Origin of the sequence: Serratia sp. (in: enterobacteria) (assembly GCF_051654945.1) — a bacterium.
Taxonomy (GTDB): domain Bacteria; phylum Pseudomonadota; class Gammaproteobacteria; order Enterobacterales; family Enterobacteriaceae; genus Chania.
Genome location: NZ_JBOFZA010000118.1, coordinates 400,895 through 418,542, shown reverse-complemented (window position 1 = coordinate 418,542; position 17,648 = coordinate 400,895). Strand labels below are relative to the sequence as shown.

The 17,648-nt window shown below is 56.9% G+C and carries 13 protein-coding genes; 3 read left to right on the top strand and 10 right to left on the bottom strand.

The features are described from left to right. Positions 1-179: 179 nt before the first annotated feature. Together trhP and ACRDCA_RS27265 are read right to left on the bottom strand one after the other, a co-directional pair. The gene (trhP, locus tag ACRDCA_RS27270; RefSeq protein ID WP_438692297.1) at positions 180-1,532 is read right to left on the bottom strand and encodes a prephenate-dependent tRNA uridine(34) hydroxylase TrhP; all 1,353 of its coding nucleotides are present in this window, start codon (positions 1,530-1,532) and stop codon (positions 180-182) included. Positions 1,533-1,710: 178 nt separating this feature from the next. Further along, on the bottom strand, positions 1,711-2,049 hold the full coding sequence (locus ACRDCA_RS27265) for a YegP family protein (RefSeq protein WP_438692296.1): 339 nt from the start codon (positions 2,047-2,049) through the stop codon (positions 1,711-1,713). A gap of 353 nt (positions 2,050-2,402) precedes the next feature. Between ACRDCA_RS27265 and ACRDCA_RS27260 the strand changes: the two genes are divergently transcribed. Beyond that, entirely contained in the window at positions 2,403-2,663 is a 261-nt protein-coding gene (locus ACRDCA_RS27260; RefSeq protein ID WP_438692295.1) for an antitoxin, read from the top strand. A 6-nt stretch (positions 2,664-2,669) separates the two neighbouring features. Continuing rightward, positions 2,670-3,059, top strand: a complete 390-nt coding sequence (locus tag ACRDCA_RS27255; RefSeq protein WP_438692294.1) for a type II toxin-antitoxin system VapC family toxin — start codon at positions 2,670-2,672, stop codon at positions 3,057-3,059. 3 nt (positions 3,060-3,062) lie between these two features. Here ACRDCA_RS27255 and baeR read toward each other — a convergent pair whose 3' ends face one another. From baeR to ACRDCA_RS27225, 6 genes are read right to left on the bottom strand one after another with little or no spacing between them, the layout of a single operon-like run. Further along, positions 3,063-3,779: a two-component system response regulator BaeR gene (gene baeR / locus ACRDCA_RS27250; RefSeq protein ID WP_438692293.1), complete on the bottom strand. Its 717-nt coding sequence runs from the start codon at positions 3,777-3,779 to the stop codon at positions 3,063-3,065. Between the two features lie 12 nt (positions 3,780-3,791). Beyond that, a complete protein-coding gene (baeS, locus tag ACRDCA_RS27245; protein ID WP_438692292.1) occupies positions 3,792-5,168 on the bottom strand; it encodes a two-component system sensor histidine kinase BaeS in 1,377 nt (458 codons plus the stop codon). Beyond that, positions 5,165-6,610: an MFS transporter gene (locus tag ACRDCA_RS27240; protein WP_438692291.1), complete on the bottom strand. Its 1,446-nt coding sequence runs from the start codon at positions 6,608-6,610 to the stop codon at positions 5,165-5,167. Before ACRDCA_RS27240 ends, baeS begins: the two co-directional genes overlap by 4 nt. Before the next feature lie 33 nt (positions 6,611-6,643). Beyond that, a complete protein-coding gene (gene mdtC / locus ACRDCA_RS27235; RefSeq protein ID WP_438692290.1) occupies positions 6,644-9,724 on the bottom strand; it encodes a multidrug efflux RND transporter permease subunit MdtC in 3,081 nt (1,026 codons plus the stop codon). Continuing rightward, a complete protein-coding gene (locus ACRDCA_RS27230; RefSeq protein ID WP_438692289.1) occupies positions 9,721-12,840 on the bottom strand; it encodes an MdtB/MuxB family multidrug efflux RND transporter permease subunit in 3,120 nt (1,039 codons plus the stop codon). Before ACRDCA_RS27230 ends, mdtC begins: the two co-directional genes overlap by 4 nt. After that, entirely contained in the window at positions 12,840-14,090 is a 1,251-nt protein-coding gene (locus ACRDCA_RS27225) for an MdtA/MuxA family multidrug efflux RND transporter periplasmic adaptor subunit (protein WP_438692288.1), read from the bottom strand. The genes ACRDCA_RS27230 and ACRDCA_RS27225 overlap by 1 nt, the downstream gene beginning before the upstream one ends. Before the next feature lie 272 nt (positions 14,091-14,362). On the opposite strand from ACRDCA_RS27225, the gene ACRDCA_RS27220 reads away from it, so the two are divergent. Then, positions 14,363-15,316 (top strand): aldo/keto reductase, encoded by a 954-nt coding sequence (locus tag ACRDCA_RS27220; RefSeq protein WP_438692287.1) that lies wholly within the window; start codon positions 14,363-14,365, stop codon positions 15,314-15,316. Between the two features lie 210 nt (positions 15,317-15,526). Here the strand turns inward: ACRDCA_RS27220 and ACRDCA_RS27215 are convergent, their stop codons facing one another. Beyond that, positions 15,527-16,075, bottom strand: a complete 549-nt coding sequence (locus ACRDCA_RS27215) for a GNAT family N-acetyltransferase (protein WP_438692286.1) — start codon at positions 16,073-16,075, stop codon at positions 15,527-15,529. 40 nt (positions 16,076-16,115) lie between these two features. Further along, positions 16,116-17,468: a molecular chaperone gene (gene yegD, locus ACRDCA_RS27210; RefSeq protein ID WP_438692517.1), complete on the bottom strand. Its 1,353-nt coding sequence runs from the start codon at positions 17,466-17,468 to the stop codon at positions 16,116-16,118. Between the last annotated feature and the right edge of the window lie 180 nt (positions 17,469-17,648).

The window sequence follows — 17,648 nt, the reverse complement described above, 5'->3', positions numbered from 1 at the left end:
AAAAGGCCAACCCAAGGGAGATTGGGCTGGCTAAGGAGGTGGTTCCTAGTATTGCTATGCAAATATTTTCGTTGTTAGTTTTAAGCAGCTTGATAATAACCAAGCCGTACGCTAATTGATGTGATCTGATTCTAATATTTCGTCAAAAATTGCCACCCAGACGGGTGGCGATTAACATTTTAACCAGCCTGGCTAGTGTCTTTCGGTAAATTACGGATCAGCAACGCATAATCGAGGTTGATATCCTCGGGGATTGGCAAATAAACGATATGGCCATTGCCCGGGGCGACATCAATCGTTTCGCCCTTCTTGTTTTGCAGACTTTCCAAGGTAAACAATACGTTACCGCCTGGTGTCATCATCTCTACGCTGTCACCGACCAGGAACTTGTTTTTGACATCCACTTCAGCCCAACCGTTGCGACGCACACCGGTAAACTCGCCGACAAACTGTTGCAGCTCGGAAATGGAAGAACCGTAATCGTAGTTCTGATGGGCGTCGTGCGTATGGCGGCGTAGGAAACCTTCGGTATAGCCACGGTGAGCCAGACCTTCCAAAGTGGTCAGCAGGCTCGGGTCGAAGGGTTTACCCGCAACGGCATCGTCGATGGCACGGCGATAAACCTGTGCGGTACGGGCGCAGTAATAGAACGACTTGGTACGGCCTTCAATCTTCAGCGAGTGTACGCCCAACTGGGTGAGTCGCTCCACGTGCTGGATGGCCCGCAGATCTTTGGAGTTCATGATGTAGGTGCCGTGCTCGTCCTCGAACGCGCTCATGTACTCGCCGGGCTTCTGCGCTTCGGAAAGCATAAACACTTTATCGGTTGGTGCGCCGATACCCAGCGTCGGCTCGACATTTTGCACCGGGATTGGCTCATGCATATGCACGATGCTGCCGGTATCGTCTTCTTTACCTTCTTCCGCCTTGTACTGCCAGCGGCAGGCATTGGTGCAGGTCCCCTGGTTGGGATCGCGTTTGTTGATGTAACCGGAAAGCAGGCAGCGGCCTGAGTAGGCCATGCAGAGTGCGCCATGAACGAAGATCTCCAACTCCATCTCTGGCACCTGGCTACGGATTTCCGCCACTTCATCCAGCGATAGCTCGCGGGAAAGGATCACCCGCGTCAAGCCCATTTGCTGCCAGAACTTCACCGTTGCCCAGTTGACCGCGTTGGCCTGCACCGAGAGGTGAATGTCCATCTGCGGGAAGGCTTCACGCACCATCATGATCAAACCGGGGTCGGACATGATCAGCGCATCTGGACCCATGTCGATCACGGGTTTCAGATCGCGCAGGAAGGTTTTCAGTTTGGCATTGTGCGGCGCGATGTTAACCACCACGTAGAATCTTTTGCCTAGCGCATGGGCTTCGTTAATGCCCTGCTGTAGGTTCTCGTGGTTAAATTCGTTGTTGCGTACCCGCAGGCTGTAACGCGGTTGGCCAGCGTAAACCGCATCGGCACCATAGGCAAAGGCGTAACGCATGTTTTTCAGCGTTCCCGCCGGGGAAAGGAGTTCTGGAGTAAACATAGTGATTCTCGGTCTGATTTCAGGTCAGCACCGCGCCACTCAATGGCGCAGTGAAAGCGGGGGATTGTAACGGCAGCCCGGCAAGAAATCAGCAATTAACCGGAAATTCTTAGGGGAGATTGATCTTCATCATTAGAAAACCGCGCGGCAGTCAGCACCGCGCGTAGGCGGGATGGGATCAGGCACTCAAGTCTCGCACGTCGGTGGACGGGCCGTTTTTAATCACCGACTGAATACCGTTTTTCGCCGCGCTTTCCGAACTGTACATCTGGCTGGTACCAATCACCTGATGGTTTTTGGCTTTCAACACGAAATAGGGTTTGTTGTTACTGCTGACTTTCACTTCAAACTGCGCCTCGTGTGGGGAATTGGTTTGCACGGAGGCAATCCCGTTTTCCGCCGAGGCTTTGCTGGCATACATTTCACTGGAGAGAATGATCTCGCCGTTGCTGGCTTTCAGGTTGAAGTGATACTGCCCGTTGCTCGATTTTGTCAGTTCATAATGTCCGGTTGCCATGGTCTTGCTCCTGTCGGTTCCGATAAGTGAGATAAGTGTAGTTAATGTCTTGAAAAGCGTTTTTGCTACAAGGAAGTATTGCGCGCCAGTGCACAGAAATTGGTGACTTTTTGTGCTGATGGTTTGCATGGTAAACCCGCTGTTGGACGACGGGTTTACCCAGTTGCATAGGGATTGCGAAGCCGTTCGCATGGTTGGCATAAAACGTTCAACATCAGGTGATTTCGCTGTGTTGAGAGGATAGGGTGACTGATATCCGCATTCTTTATGCGAACAAAAAATAGGCAGCTTAGCCTTGGCATCCAGGCTGAACTGGCATATGCTTTGGCCTATGCCAGTTTATGGAGGTGCGCATGGAAAGAATCGCTAAGCTTTTTAAAAATGGTAGAAATCAGGCGGTGAGATTGCCAGTGGAATTCGAATTCGATACGGACCAGGTGTATATCCGCCGTGATGAACAAGGCAACGTCATTTTGTCGACGCAGCCAATGAAACCTGATTCTTGGCAGCCGTTGCTGACAATGCTGCAACGTGTGGCGGTGCCAGATGATTTCCTGACGGCCGAAGATCGCCAGCAAGGCATTGCCGAGCGGGATCCGTTTAAGGAGGAATAGTTAACAATGTATATGTTCGACACGAACACGGTGAGTCATCTTTTTCGTCAACATCCCCGGCTCCTTGTTGCGATGAGCCGGGTTCCGCCGTCAGTCGTGTGCATTTCCAGCATCACTCAGGCAGAGTTGTTATATGGCGTCGCCAAGCGTCAAAATAAAGCATTAAAGCAATCGGTGACGCTGTTTCTGGATGCCGTGACCATTTACCCTTGGGATCCGGCGGCGGCGCAATGCTATGGCACGTTGCGGGCGAAGATGGAAAAGCAAGGCAAGCCGATGGGGGCCCTGGATCAGCTTATTGCTGCACACGCAGTGAGCCGGGGGGCGACCATAGTGACCAGCGATCGGGCTTTCACGATGGTCACGGATCTCGAGGTGGAAGACTGGACGCTGTGAGCGTCACAGCCCATTGACCAACCGGCACTGCTCCGCTTCCCAACGGTAGCCCACCCCGTAGACAGAACGGATAAACGCCTTGTCGCCATCGATCAGTTCCAGCTTGCGGCGTAGGTTTTTAATATGGCTATCGATGGTGCGATCGGTCACCACCCGGTAATCGTCATACAGATTGTTCAGCAGTTGTTCGCGCGAAAATACGTTGCCCGGCTGGCAGGCCAGGGTTTTCAGCAGGCGGAACTCTGCTGGCGTCAGATCCAGGATATTGCCTTGATAGCTGGCCTGAAAGCGCGGCTCATCGATATGCAGCAGTGATTCATCGTCGCTGTGCTCCAGCGGGCGATAGCAACGGCGCAATATGGTTTTTACCCTGGCCACCACTTCACGCGGGCTATAGGGCTTGCAGATGTAATCATCCGCCCCGATCTCCAGCCCCAGCAGGCGGTCGATCTCCTCGATTTTAGCGGTCACCATCATGATGGGGATATCGGTAAAACGGCGCAGTTCACGGCAAACGGTTAAGCCATCGCAGCCCGGTAGCATCAGATCCAGCAAAATAAGCGCTGGTGGATGCTCATGGACTGCCGGGATCACTTCGCTGCCGTTGCTCAGCCAGCGGGTGGCATAGCCAGCAGCTTGCAGGTAATCCACCAACAGTTGGCCCAGCTTGGGTTCATCTTCCACAATCATGATCTGCAGTGGCTGATTTGAGTTTTCCATTACGAAGCCTTGTTATTCACCAGAGGTGGGGAAATCTACTGTAATGCGCACGCCGCCGAAAGGCGAGTGCTGTGCACGGATCTCGCCGCCGTGTGCCTCAACAATGTTCTGGCAGATGGACAGGCCCAACCCTGAACCGCCGCTGGCGCGGTTACGCGATCCTTCGGTGCGGTAAAAGCGTTCGAAGATGCGCGCCAACTGTTCGTCATTCACGCTAGGAGCACTGTCCTGCCAATAAATTCGCACCGTTCCAGGCAGGCGTTCGATACCAATCTCCAGCCTACCACCGGCATCGGTATAGCGCAGGCTGTTTTCCAACAGGTTGTTGAACAGCTGGTTTAAACGATCGGGATCGCCAAATAGCGGCATCTGTTCCGGCAAGTAAGTGACGATCTTCAATTGCTTGGCGTGAAAACGCTCACGGAAGGCGGCTACCGCGATCTGCACCAGGTGTACGCAATCTACCGGTAATTTACGGTAGGCGAGGGCGCCGAGATCGGAGAGTGAAAGTTGGTGCAGATCGTCCACCAGCTTGGTGAGGGTGGAGACCTCCGCCTGTAGCGAACTGAGTGAGGCTGGCGTCGGCTGGCGAACGCCGTCTTGCAGCGCCTCCAGCTCGCCGCGTAGTACCGCCAGCGGGGTGCGCAACTCGTGGGAAACATCTGCCATAAACGCCCGTCGCATCTGTTCGTTTTTCTCCAGCGAGGTGGCAAGCTGATTGAAATCCTGCGCCAGTCTGCCCAGCTCATCCTGGCTGCTGACCGCAACCCTGGCGCTGAAATCTCCCGCCGCCAGGCGATGTGTGCCGCCGACCAGGCGTTTAACCGGTGCCAGTAGCCCACGCGACATCAACCAGGTCACTGCCGCAGCCAACAAAGTGGATAGCCCAACAATCATCCAACTGGTGCGCCGCTGCTGGCGATCGAAGTTGATATCCGCGTTGCGCGTCAGTTTCTCCGGCGGAGTAGCCACCACCCAGCCGACAATCTGATTATTGAAATGAATCGGGTGGCGTGTACTCTCATTCTCCCTGGGGATCGGGGCTGAAGAGCCGACCAGCTTGTGATACTGGCTATCCACAACCCAGAACTGGGTGCGCCAACCTTTTGGCGGTAGATTGTGGCTACTGTCGCTGTTCTGTTCGAACGAGCGCATGATTTGAAACACCACCTGATCGTTGTTACGCAGAAACTCCCAGTTGCCGTGGCGGCGATACTGATCTTCCAACGCGTCGCCGAGCATGCTGATGCGTTGCTCATTGCTGTGCTTGATATAGTCGATAAAACCCCGTTCAAAGCTGACGCGTACGCCCCAGTGCATGGTGATTAACACCAACATACAGGTGGCGAGGATCGCCATAAACAGCTTGCCGGTAATGCCAATTCTCATTGCATCCTCGTGGAGCCGGTGCCCGGCTCTTTGGTCAACGTGCGGTTGGGGGCGATGTCGGTCGGTACCCGGGCGAAGGCCAGCGCGGGTAGGGCAATAATCAGCGCCATGCAGCCGTAGCTGTAGATAAAGGCGCTGTGGATGGCCGGGCTATCGGCGACCATCTGATGATGAGCGAAGCTGCCGATCAGGATCCCGGCAATGCTGACGCCCAGGCTCATGGAAAGCTGCATCACCATCGACAGCAGGCTGTTGCCGCTGCTGGCCAGCCGATCGGGCAGATCTTTCAGCGTCAGGGTATTCATGGCGGAGAAACGCAAGGAGTTTACCATCCCCTGGAAGAACAGCACCACCGGCAGCAGATACACCCAGCCCAGCATTGCTACCAGTGGGAAACTCAGGGTGACCAGCGCCAGCATCAGCGTGGCGGCCACCAGCACGTTACGGTAGCCATAACGGTTAACGACCTGCACCACGATGCGCTTCATGCCCATGCTGCCGATGATCATCGGGATCATCATCAACCCGGCGTGGAACGGGGAAAAGCCCATGCCGATCTGGAGAAACAGTGGGGTCATAAACGGCAACATACCGCTGCCGATGCGCCCCAACAGGCTGCCGGTCAGGCCGACGCGGTAGGTTTCCGTCTTGAATAGTCGTAATGAAAACAGCGCCCGGCTGTTACCGCGCGCGTGCAACCAGTAGCCAGCCAGCGCCGCGCAACCCATCACGACCAGCCCGGCGATGGTGGCAGAAGAAAGCCCCATGCCTTTATGCCCGTCGAGCGCCAGCGTCAGCGTGGCCATGCCGATCGCCAGCATGATAAAGCCGCTGATATCGAAACGCCGGGTCTGCATGGTGTAATTGGGCATCAGCAGCGCGGTGGCGGTGGCCCCAGCGATACCGACGGGAATGTTGATCAGGAAAATCCAGTGCCAACTGGCGTATTGCACCAGAAAGCCCCCCAGTGCTGGCCCCATCAGCGGGCCGATCTGGCCGGGCAGGGTGACGAAAGTCATCGCTGCCATATACTGTTCACGCGGTACGATTTTCATCACCGTCAGTCTGCCAACCGGCACCATCATCGCGCCGCCGATGCCCTGTATCACGCGGGAGGCCACCAGCTCGTTCAATGTTTCCGAACGGGCACACAGGATTGAGCCGAGAGTGAACAGCACGATAGCGCTGAAGAATACCCGTTTGACGCCCATCCGATCCGCCAACCAGCCGCTGGCAGGCAGCATCACCGCCACCGTCAGCACATAGGAGACAATCACCGACTGCATGCGCAGCGGATTTTCCCCCAGGCTGACCGCCATGGAGGGCAACGCAGTATTGACGATGGTGGTATCCAGCGTCTGCATAAAAAAGCCAAACGCCACGATCCACAGTTGCCATTGTACCGAAGTCGAACCTGGCGGGGAGCTTGGTTTGATGCTCATCTCATTGGCTCTTTATCTCTATGTTGCTGCCGCTTATTGCGGCAGCGGCGCCAGTTTTTTGCCGCGACGGAACTTCATCTGCAGGCGGTCGAAATACAGATAGATCACCGGAGTGGTATACAGCGTCAACAATTGGCTCATTATCAGGCCCCCGGCGATGGTGATCCCCAGCGGTTGGCGCAGCTCTGCCCCGTCACCACTCGACAGCACCAGCGGTAATGCCCCGAACAGGGCTGCCAACGTCGTCATCATGATGGGGCGAAAACGCAGCAGGCAGGCCTGGAAGATCGCCTCGCGGGCGCTGATCCCGCCGTTGCGCTGCGCATCCAGGGCAAAGTCGACCATCATGATGGCGTTCTTTTTGACGATGCCAATCAACAGCATAATACCGATTAGCGCAATCAGGCTAAAGGGCGCGCCAAACAGCTCCAGCGCCAGCAACGCTCCTACCCCGGCAGAAGGCAGCGTGGACAGAATGGTCAGCGGATGGATATAGCTCTCATACAGAATACCCAGCACGATATACACCGTAGCGATAGCCGCCGCGATCAGGAACAGCTGTGACTTCAGCGTTTCCTGGAATACCTGGGCGGTACCGGCAAACGAACCCCGCACGGTGGAAGGTACGCCCAACTGGGTCATGGTGCGTTCGATGGCTGCTGTCGCTTCGGACAGACTGCCACCTTCCGGCAGGTTGAACGAGATGGTAGAGGCCGCCGACAGGCCCTGATGGTTTACCGACAGCGGAGCGTTGGCTGGCCGCCATTGGGCAAAGTAAGACAATGGGATCGCCTGGCCACCGCTGTTAATCACAAACATTTTTTCCAGCGCGCTCACGTCCTGGGTATACGGCGGAGCCACTTCCATCACCACTTTGTACTGGTTCAGCGGCTGATAGATAGTGGAAATCTGGCGCTGACCGAAGGCGTTGTTGAGCAGATTGTTAGCGTCGTTCACCGAAATGCCCAACCGCGACATGGTTTCGCGATCGTAGCTCAGGTCCATTTCCGAACCTTTGTCCTGCTGATCGGAGTTGACGTCCGCCAGCTCTGGCAACGCCGCCAGTGCGGTGCGGATCTTCGGCTCCCATTCGCGTAGTGCGCTCAAATCGTCGGCCAACAGCGTGTATTGGTAACTGGCGTTGGCCTGCCTGCCACCCACGCGGATATCCTGCACCGCCATCAGGAACAGGCTGGCTCCCGGCTCTTTCGCCAGCTTGGCGCGCAAACGGGCAATCACCTTCTGGGCATCATCGGTGCGTTCCGAAAGCGGCTTAAGGGAGATAAACATCGAACCGCTGTTGGTGCGTGAGCCGCCGGTAAAGCCGGTAACGTTATCCACGTCCTTGTCTTCCCGGACGATCCGCATAAAGTCTTGCAGTTTGACGCTCATCGCCTGAAAAGAGATGCTCTGGTCGGCCTGGATAAAGCCCATCAGGCGGCCGGTATCCTGCTCGGGGAAGAAGGTTTTGGGAATGCTGATATACAGCCAGACGTTGATGGCGATGGTGGCCAGGAACACCGCCAACACCCAGCGCGAATGGCCCAATACCCAGTTTAACGAGCGGCCATAACCCTGCTGCAAGCCCAGCAACAACCGGCCAAAACCCCGGATACGTCGCTGTTCACGCGCTGGCTGGTAGCGTAACAGATAGGCGCACATCATCGGCGTCAGCGTCAGCGAAATCAGCAGCGAAAGCCCGATCGAGACCGACAGCGTCACGGCAAACTCGCGAAACAGTCTGCCCGGCAAACCGGCCATAAACAGCAAGGGGATAAACACCGCCACCAGCGATACGCTCATGGAAAGCACGGTGAAGCCGACCTCACGCACCCCTTGCAGGGCGGCTTTGATCGGTTTCATCCCGGCCTCGACGTGGCGCGAGATGTTTTCCAGCACCACGATGGCGTCATCCACCACAAAACCGGTGGCGATGGTCAGCGCCATTAACGACAGGTTGTTCAGGCTGAAGCCGCACAGGTACATGGCGGCAAACGAACCGATCAGGGACACCGGCACGGCTACTGCCGGGATCAGCGTCGCGCGGCCAGAACGCAGGAAGATAAACACCACCAGGATCACCAGGCCGATGGCGATCACCAGGGACTGCTCCACCTCAGCCAACGAGGCACGGATCGTTGGCGAACGATCCTGGGCGATACTCAATTCGATCGAGGCGGGGATGTTCTCTTGCAGTGCGGGCAACTCGGCGCGGATACGATCCACGGTTTCAATGATATTGGCGTCGGGGGCGCGGCTGATAGCCAGAATGATGGCCGGTTTGGCGTTGGTCATCCCGGCGTTGCGTACGTCCTGCACCGAATCGATGACGTTGGCCACGTCACTCAGGCGCACCGCTGCACCATTGTTGTAGTGGATGACCAACGGCTGATACGCCGCCGCGGTTTTCAGTTCGTCGTTGGCCTGGATCTGCCAACGCTGCTGTGGGTCATCAACCGCGCCTTGCGGGCGGCGCACGTTGGCGTTGGCAATGGTTTGCCGCACCGCATCCAGTGAGATACCCTGGTTAAACAGAGCACCGGGATTAAGCTCCACGCGCACGGCTGGCAAGGAGCTGCCGCCGACCGAGACATCACCTACGCCTTCAGTCTGGGCAATCTTCTGCGCCAGCTGCGTTGAAGCGAAGTCATACAACTGCCCCTGGCTGTAGGTATCCGAAGTCAGCGTCAGGATCATAATCGGCGCGTCGGACGGATTGACCTTGCGGTAGGTGGGGCGGCTTGGCATTCCGGTAGGTAGCAGGCTTTGGGCGGCGTTAATCGCCGCCTGTACGTCACGCGCGGCCCCGTTGATATCGCGATCGAGATCGAACTGCAAAATCACCCGCGTGCTGCCGAGCGAACTCATCGAGGTCATCTCATTGACCCCGGCGATGCGGCCTAACGCTCGTTCCAACGGCGTCGCTACCGAGGATGCCATGGTTTCCGGATCGGCACCGGGCAAAGAAGCACTGATGGAGATCACCGGGAAATCCACCTGCGGCAACGGCGACACCGGCAGCAGCTTGAAGCCAATCACCCCGGCGATGGCGATCGCCAGCGTCAGCAGTGTCGTGGCGACTGGCCGGTAGATAAACAGGGCGAAAAATTTCACGGCAGCTCCTGCGGTTCTGGCTGGCGGCGAGTATTACGCGCCAATTTATCAAACAGCAGGTAAATCACCGGCGTGGTGAACAGCGTCAGGATCTGGCTCATCACCAGGCCACCGACCATACAGACGCCCAGTGGACGACGTAGTTCGGCCCCGACGCCGGTACTCAGCATCAGCGGTAAAGCGCCCAACAGCGCGGCCAGCGTGGTCATCAGGATTGGCCGGAAACGCAGCAGGCAGGCCTGATAGATGGCGTCGTACGGCGTCATGCCTTGTTCACGCTCGGCGGCCAGCGCAAAGTCGATCATCATGATGGCGTTCTTTTTGACGATGCCGATCAGCAAGATGATGCCGATAATGGCGATTACATCCAGCTCATGGCCGGACAGCATCAGCGCCAGCAGCGCTCCGACACCGGCGGTTGGCAGGGTCGACAGGATAGTCACCGGGTGGATAAAGCTCTCATACAACACGCCCAGCACAATATACATCGCCACCACCGCCGCCAGGATCAGCCATAGCGTACTGCCAAGCGCCGCCTGGAACGCCAGCGTGGCCCCCTGGAACTGGGTGGTGATGTCTTTAGGCATGTCGAGGTCTTTCTCTGCCTGAGTGATCGCCTCCACCGCTTCTCCGAGCGAGTAATTACCTGCCACGTTAAACGACACCGTGGCCGACGGGAACTGAGCGAGATGGTTGATCGACAGCGGCCCGAAGCGCTCTTCTATTTTGGCGATGGTACTTAATGGCACGATGGTGCCGTTACTACTGGTCAGGCGGATATCGTTTAACGCGGTAAGCCCCGGAGTGCTGGAGACATCATGCTCCAGCACCACCCGATACTGGTTGGCCTGGGTGTAAATGGTCGAGATCAGGCGTTGACCGAAGGCGTTATACAGCGCGCTGTCGATATCGCTCATGGTGATGCCAAGGCGTGAGGCCGAGTCCCTATCCACATTGACAAAGGCCACCAGCCCCTGATCCTGCCAGTTGCTGGTCACTTCGCTCAGTTGCGGTGCCTGCTGTAATTCAGCCATCAGCTTCGGCACCCACAGGCTGAGCTCATCGAGCGACATGGCCTGAAGGGTGAACTGGTACTGAGTGCGGCTCACCTGGGTATCGATAGTCAGATCCTGCACCGGTTGCAGATACAGTTTCACACCCGGAAACTGTGCCGTCTGTTGTTGCAGGCGGGTAATGATCGCCGGAATGCGATCGCTACGTTCGCTCAACGGTTTCAGGTTGATCTGCAAACGGCCGCTGTTGAGCGTGGCGTTGCTGCCATCCACACCGACAAAGGACGTCAGGCTCTCTACCGCCGGATCCTTGAGGATTTCGGCTGCTACCTGTTGCTGGCGTTCGGCCATATTGCTGAATGAAACGCTTTGCGGCGCTTCCAGCGTGCCCTGAATGATGCCGTTATCCTGCACCGGGAAGAAGCCTTTTGGCATCACCAGATACAGTAAAACGGTCAGCGCCATGGTGCCGAAGACCACGCCTAGCGTTAACCACTGATGATTCAGCACCACTTTCAGCCAGACGCCGTATTGGGCGATCACCCGGTCAAAGAAACGTTCGGAGGCGCGGGAAAAACGGTTCTGCTTGCGCAGCGACTCATGGCTGAGCATGCGGGCGCACATCATCGGCGTCAGCGTCAGCGACACCAGTGCGGAAATCAGGATCGCTACCGCCAGCGTTACGGCAAACTCGCGGAACAGACGGCCAACGATATCGCCCATAAACAGCAGCGGGATCAGCACTGCCACCAGTGAGAAGGTCAGCGAGATAATGGTAAAGCCGATCTCTCCAGCCCCTTTCAGCGCCGCATCGAGCGGCTTTTCGCCCTTTTCGATATAGCGGGAGATGTTTTCAATCACCACGATGGCGTCATCCACCACAAAGCCGGTGGCGATGGTCAGCGCCATCAACGTCAGGTTGTTGATGGAGAAATCGAGGAAATACATGGCGGCAAAGGTGCCCACCAGGGAAAGCGGTACTGCCACACTCGGGATAATAGTCGCCGGGACGTTACGCAGGAAGACGTAGATCACCATGATCACCAGGGCGATCGCCAGCAACAGCTCAAACTGCACATCGTTGACCGAGGCGCGGATGGTGGTGGTGCGGTCGGTCAGTACCTTGACGTCCACCGACTTGGGCAGGCTCTTGATCAAATCAGGCAGCATCTCGCGGATGCTGTCGGCGGTGGTGATGACGTTGACGCCTGGCTGGCGCTGAATATTGAGCACGATAGCCGGGTCTTTATTGGCCCAGGCGGCCAGGCGATTGTTTTCTGCCCCTTGCTCAATGGTGGCAATATCTTGCAGGCGGATAGCCGCGCCGTTCTGATAGGCGATAATCAGCTGGCGGTAATCCTCAGCGGTTTTCATCTGATCGTTGGCAGACAGCGTGACCGACCGCGTCGGGCCATCCAGGCTACCTTTGGCCGAGTTGACGTTGGCGTTACTGATGGCGGTGCGAATGGTTTCGCTATCCAGCCCATAGGCGGCGACCGCCGTGGCATTGAGCTTCACCCGCACGGCCGGGCGCTGGCCACCGGAAATGGTGACCAGACCAACCCCGGTGACCTGGGAAATCTTTTGCGCCACCCGGGTTTCCACCATGTCTTCTACCTGGGTCATCGGCATGGCGGTTGAGGTAACGGCCAGCGTCAGAATAGGTGGATCGGCAGGGTTAACCTTGCTGTAAATCGGCGGGTAGGGCAGATCGCTGGGCAGCAGGTTGGTGGCGGCATTGATGGCTGCCTGTACTTCCTGCTCGGCAACGTCCAGCGGCAGTTCAAGCTGGAATTGCAGGGTGATCACCGATGCACCGCCAGAGCTTTGCGAGGCCATCTGCTTAAGGCCGGACATCTGGCCGAACTGGCGCTCCAGCGGTGCGGTGATCGCCGAGGTGACCACATCCGGGCTGGCGCCAGGGTAGAGCGTGACGATCTGGATCGTAGGATAATCCACTTCCGGCAAGGCAGAAACCGGCAGTGAACGATAGCCGATAATCCCGGCCAACATGATGGCCAGCATAAACAGTGTGGTGGCTACCGGGCGCAGAATAAACAGGCGGGAAGGCCCGCCGCCGCTATGAGGAGGCATCGACTGCATCAGGAATTCCCCTGAGGCTTGCCGCGATGTTTCGGTGGTTCCGTGGTCGATGTGGCAGCGGTGCTATGAGGCGCCACTACTTCAACCTGCATGCCATCGGTCAGGCGGTCGATACCGTCGGTGACCACGCGATCGCCCACATTGATCCCGGCGCTGATGACCACCTGCTTGCTATCCTGGATGCCGGCAGTGACCAGATGTTTACTGACCTTATTGTCTGCGTTCAGGATCCAGACGAAGTTGCCTTCGTTGCCCATTTGCAGCGCAGCGGTAGGGATCACTACCGCATTTTGCAGGGTGGCGACCTTCAGCCGGGCGTTAACGAACTGGTTTGGGAACAACGCATCGTCCTGATTAGCAAAGCGAGCCTTTAGCTTGATGGTGCCGGTAGCGGTATCGATCTGGTTATCCAGGCTTAATAGCTCACCGGTGGTTAACAGTTGTTGATTGGTACGATCCCAGGCTTCGACGCTCACCGGGCCAGTTTTCTGTGCCTTGACCAGATCGGCGATATTGCTCTCAGGCAGGGTGAATACCACATCGATAGGATGCGTTTGGGTGATCACCACGATGCCGGTGGTGCTGCCACTGGCGATGTAATTGCCCACATCAACCAATTTCAGACCCACGCGGCCATCAATCGGCGCGGTGATCTTGCTGTAGGTTATTTGCAGCCTGGCGCTGTCCACCGCTCCTTGATCGGCCTTGATCGCCCCTTCGGTCTGGCGTACCAGTGATTCCTGGGTATCCAGTTCCTGACGCGAGACCAGATTGGTTTTTGCCAACTGCTGATAACGGGCCAGATCGCGTTTGGCATTGGCCAGCGTCGCCTGATCTTTGGCCAACTGCCCCAGCGCCTGGGTTAATTGCACTTCGTAAGGGCGTGGGTCGATCTCAACCAGCAAATCACCGGCTTTGACCTGCTGGCCTTCGGTAAAGTGGATGGCCATCAATTGGCCATCGACGCGGCTGGTTACGGTCACGGTATTGGCTGCGGTGGCGGTACCTAATCCCGAGAGGAAACGCGGCACACTCTGCTCAACGGCGGTCGCTGCCTGTACCGGAGACATCGGAGCACCTCTTCTGCCACCGGCATTGGCTGGGGCTGAACCCGCCTGACGTGCACCCAGTGCTGCATCGGTAGCCTGTGGCGCGCTAAAGTGACGCCAGAGCAAAATGGCGGCGAGTACCACGATAACGATGGTTAGCAGGCGCAAGGGCAATGAGCGGCGTTTTGGTTTTGTATTCATGGTGTTGAACATTCTCTCCAGAGACAGTCGTGCGGGCAATCAATTGCCAAAAGTGATTCTCCTTACAGGATACTAGTTTAGCGAGCGGTCACGATGCAAAAATGAAGGAAATATGGAGGAACCGTCAGGTTTATCGGAGGAAAATGTCTATTTAGCCGTAACCAGGCTTAGTTTTACATTTTCTGACATATAACCGATTCGTTTTAGCGTTCCCATCGTTTTCGCGCTAATAATTTAGAGCGAATTTTTTCCTTTCTCTCAGGAGCCACATCATGAGCAAGCAAGAGTTGGGCCGTTCCGGTATTCGGGTGCCGCAACTGACCTTTGGCGGCAATGTGTTTGGCTGGACGGCTGATGTTGCCACGTCTTTCAGCCTGCTGGATGCGCTGGTGGCCAATCAGCTGAATTTTATCGATACTGCCGACGTCTATTCAAGCTGGGCACCGGGCAATCAGGGCGGCGAATCGGAAACGGTGATCGGCAACTGGCTGAAGAAAAGCGGTAAGCGCGACCAGGTGATCATTGCGACCAAGGTGGGCAAACCGATGGGTGAGGGCAAGCAAGGCCTGTCACCGCGCTATATTCGTCAGGCGGTCGAAGCTTCATTGCGCCGTTTGCAAACCGATTATATCGATCTCTATCAGTCCCATGATGACGATCGGGACACTCCGCTGGCGGAAACCCTGGCGGCGTTCGATGAATTGATCAAGGCTGGGAAAGTGCGCGCCATCGGGGCTTCCAACTATCAGGCGGATCGGCTGGTGGAAGCGTTGAAAGTCAGTGAGCAGAACGGGTTGGCGCGTTATGAAACCCTGCAACCGGAATATAATCTGTACGCCCGTGAAGGTTATGAGCAGGCGCTGGAAGCGGTGGCGCAGCAGCATGGTCTGGGGGTGATCAACTTTTTCTCGTTGGCCAGCGGTTTCCTTACCGGCAAATATCGCAGCGCGCAGGATGTGGGTAAGAGCCAGCGCGGGGACACCATCGTGTCCCGCTATCTGAACCCGCGCGGTTTCCGCATTCTGGCTGCGCTCGATCGGCTGGCGGAGAAGCACCAGACCACACCCGCACAGATCTCGTTGGCCTGGTTGATCGCCCGCCCGAGTATCACCGCGCCGATCGTCAGTGCCACCTCGCTAGCCCAGTTGGATGAGTTGGTGAGTGCCACACACCTGCAATTGGCTGCCGAGGATATCAAGACGTTGGATGAAGCGAGCGCCTGGTAATTCTCTTCTGAACAGGGCTAGCCGATCCCCCTCACCCCAGCCCTCTCCCACAGGGAGAGGGAGTTGTTAGCCCCTGCTCTTTTGGAAGTAAAGAGTTCACATCAGTAAATCCGATCGCTCCTCATCCAAAGTAGATCACTATCATTCCAAACATACTCGATCGGTCCCCTCTCCCTGTGGGAGAGGGTTAGGGTGAGGGGGAAAATGCTGCTAATTCAAATGGTAGCGAGATTTCCGATACAACACATGCGTACGTAACGGATCGCCCGGTGGTAAGCGGGGATGCTCGAAGGTTTCACCGCTGAAGGTCATTCCGATACGCTCCATCACGCGGCGCGATGGCTGATTGATCTCGGCGGTAAAGGACACCACTTCTGGCAGTTGCAGCGTAGTGAAAGCCACATCAAGCGCGCCACGTGCTGCTTCACTGGCATAGCCTTGGCCCCAATACTCTTTCGCCACCCGCCAGCCAATTTCCACACAGGGTGAGCAGGGGAGATCGTCACCAGGAACGGATAGCCCGACAAAGCCGATAAAGGCCGCCTGCTGCTTCACCTCAACGGCCCACAGCCCCCAACCGTGCTGTTGCATAAATTGGCGTATGCGGCTGGCTTGAGCGTCGCTTTCCGTACGGCTTAGCGTTGCCGGGAAGTATTTCATTACCTCGGGATCGGCATTCAGCGCGGCGAAAGCGGGCAGATCGCTTTCTTGCCAACCGCGCAGCTGCAATCGGGGTGTCTCAAAAGTGATGATAGCCATAATGCTCCATTGTCAGGGGCGCGAACCGCCCCTGTATGAATCAACGAAACAGCGTCTGGGCCCAGCGTGCCAACCCGGCGGTGACCGAGCCAAAATCGTTGCCACCGACGATAGGGATCCCCGGCAACTGCTGTTGCAAGGCGGTGCGCAGCAGCGGTGAACGTGCGCTGCCACCGGTCAGGTAAATAACCTGTGGTGTACTCTGGCTGGTGGCCAGTGCAGCGGTAACCTGTTCCTGGATGCGCAACAACGGTTGAGCAATAGCGTCGGCCAACTGCGTCTGGCTGATGGTTTCGGCCAGCTCCGATTGCACAAAGCCTAATTGGGCGCTGATGCTTTCCTGGGCGGACAAGGCGATCTTACTCTCTTCCGCCGCCCGCACCAGCCGATAGCTCAAACGCTGCTGATGCACTTTCAGCAGACGTTTCACCTTCTCGGGTTCGGCAGCGTCACGGATCAGATCGCGCAGCATACGGCCATTGGCGGTGCTGTAGAAATCGATTTGGGCTGGAACATCGTTGGTCGCTACCGCATTCCAGTAAGGCAATGCAGGCATGGCGATGCCTTTCTCGGTTTCGCCGCCCATGCCAAACAGCGGCATCAGCTGTTTGAACGCCAGCATGATATCCAGATCGTTACCGCCCACGCGGCAACCGCTGTGTCCCAGCAGGCTTTGCTGGCGATCGGCGCGATCGCGCCATTGTGGTCCCATCAGCAGCACCGAACAGTCGGTGGTTCCGCCGCCGATATCGACTACCAGCACGGTTTTCTCTTCGCTCAGCGTCGCTTCAAAGTCCAGCCCGGCGGCAACCGGCTCGAACTGGAACTCGATCTCCTTGAAACCCGCCCGCTGCGCAGCGCGGTGTAAGATCCCCTGCGCCTGCTGGTTGGCCTCTTCACCGCCAGTACCCTGGAAGTTGATCGGGCGGCCAATCACGGCCTGATCGATGCTGGACTGTAACACGCCTTCCGCCTGGCGCTTGATGTGGAACATCATGGCGCACACCAGATCTTCAAATAGTGCAATCTGTTGCGGCTTCAGGCCGTTAGCCCCGAGGAAGGATTTAGGGGAGCGGACGAAATAGACTTCTTCCGGATCTTCGATGTAGTGGGCTAGCGCCTGCAGGCCGAACAACACGCTATCGCCGTTGACCGGAATATCTTCTTCGCGGTTGAAGGTGATGGCGCGGCGCAGCAACTGCTGGTTTTCTTCGCTACCCGTAGGTACCTGCCAGTGGCGATGCAGGCACTCACTCACCGCCTCACGCGTCGGTGCGCACAGCATTGAAGGGAGGTACGGCTCGTTGTTTTCTAACGTCAGTAATTCCGGGCCGGTGTCGCGCATAACGGCGACCGAACAGTTGGCAGTGCCATAATCGAAGCCAATAAACATTTTCATTCCCCATGCCGATGAAGGGGGGCGACTTTACCCGAGACTGGCCTGCCGAGCAACGAGTGGGCTGCTAACTGGCGAAAAATTTAGCGGCAATCTCAGCGGCAGGGTTTATGGGATTGGAGTATTGTCAAACAGGTTAATGTCCGATTCCCGCACGTCAGCCACAGGATCGAGCGC

Bases quoted from the DNA above. Each gene is read 5' to 3' on its own strand.
- baeS (WP_438692292.1), bottom strand. From the start codon at position 5,168: ATGAGAATTGGCATTACCGGCAAGCTGTTTATGGCGATCCTCGCCACC.
- ACRDCA_RS27255 (WP_438692294.1), top strand. From the start codon at position 2,670: ATGTATATGTTCGACACGAACACGGTGAGTCATCTTTTTCGTCAACAT.
- trhP (WP_438692297.1), bottom strand. From the start codon at position 1,532: ATGTTTACTCCAGAACTCCTTTCCCCGGCGGGAACGCTGAAAAACATG.
- ACRDCA_RS27225 (WP_438692288.1), bottom strand. From the start codon at position 14,090: ATGAATACAAAACCAAAACGCCGCTCATTGCCCTTGCGCCTGCTAACC.
- ACRDCA_RS27240 (WP_438692291.1), bottom strand. From the start codon at position 6,610: ATGAGCATCAAACCAAGCTCCCCGCCAGGTTCGACTTCGGTACAATGG.
- ACRDCA_RS27265 (WP_438692296.1), bottom strand. From the start codon at position 2,049: ATGGCAACCGGACATTATGAACTGACAAAATCGAGCAACGGGCAGTAT.
- baeR (WP_438692293.1), bottom strand. From the start codon at position 3,779: ATGGAAAACTCAAATCAGCCACTGCAGATCATGATTGTGGAAGATGAA.
- ACRDCA_RS27260 (WP_438692295.1), top strand. From the start codon at position 2,403: ATGGAAAGAATCGCTAAGCTTTTTAAAAATGGTAGAAATCAGGCGGTG.
- ACRDCA_RS27230 (WP_438692289.1), bottom strand. From the start codon at position 12,840: ATGCAGTCGATGCCTCCTCATAGCGGCGGCGGGCCTTCCCGCCTGTTT.
- ACRDCA_RS27215 (WP_438692286.1), bottom strand. From the start codon at position 16,075: ATGGCTATCATCACTTTTGAGACACCCCGATTGCAGCTGCGCGGTTGG.
- ACRDCA_RS27220 (WP_438692287.1), top strand. From the start codon at position 14,363: ATGAGCAAGCAAGAGTTGGGCCGTTCCGGTATTCGGGTGCCGCAACTG.
- yegD (WP_438692517.1), bottom strand. From the start codon at position 17,468: ATGTTTATTGGCTTCGATTATGGCACTGCCAACTGTTCGGTCGCCGTT.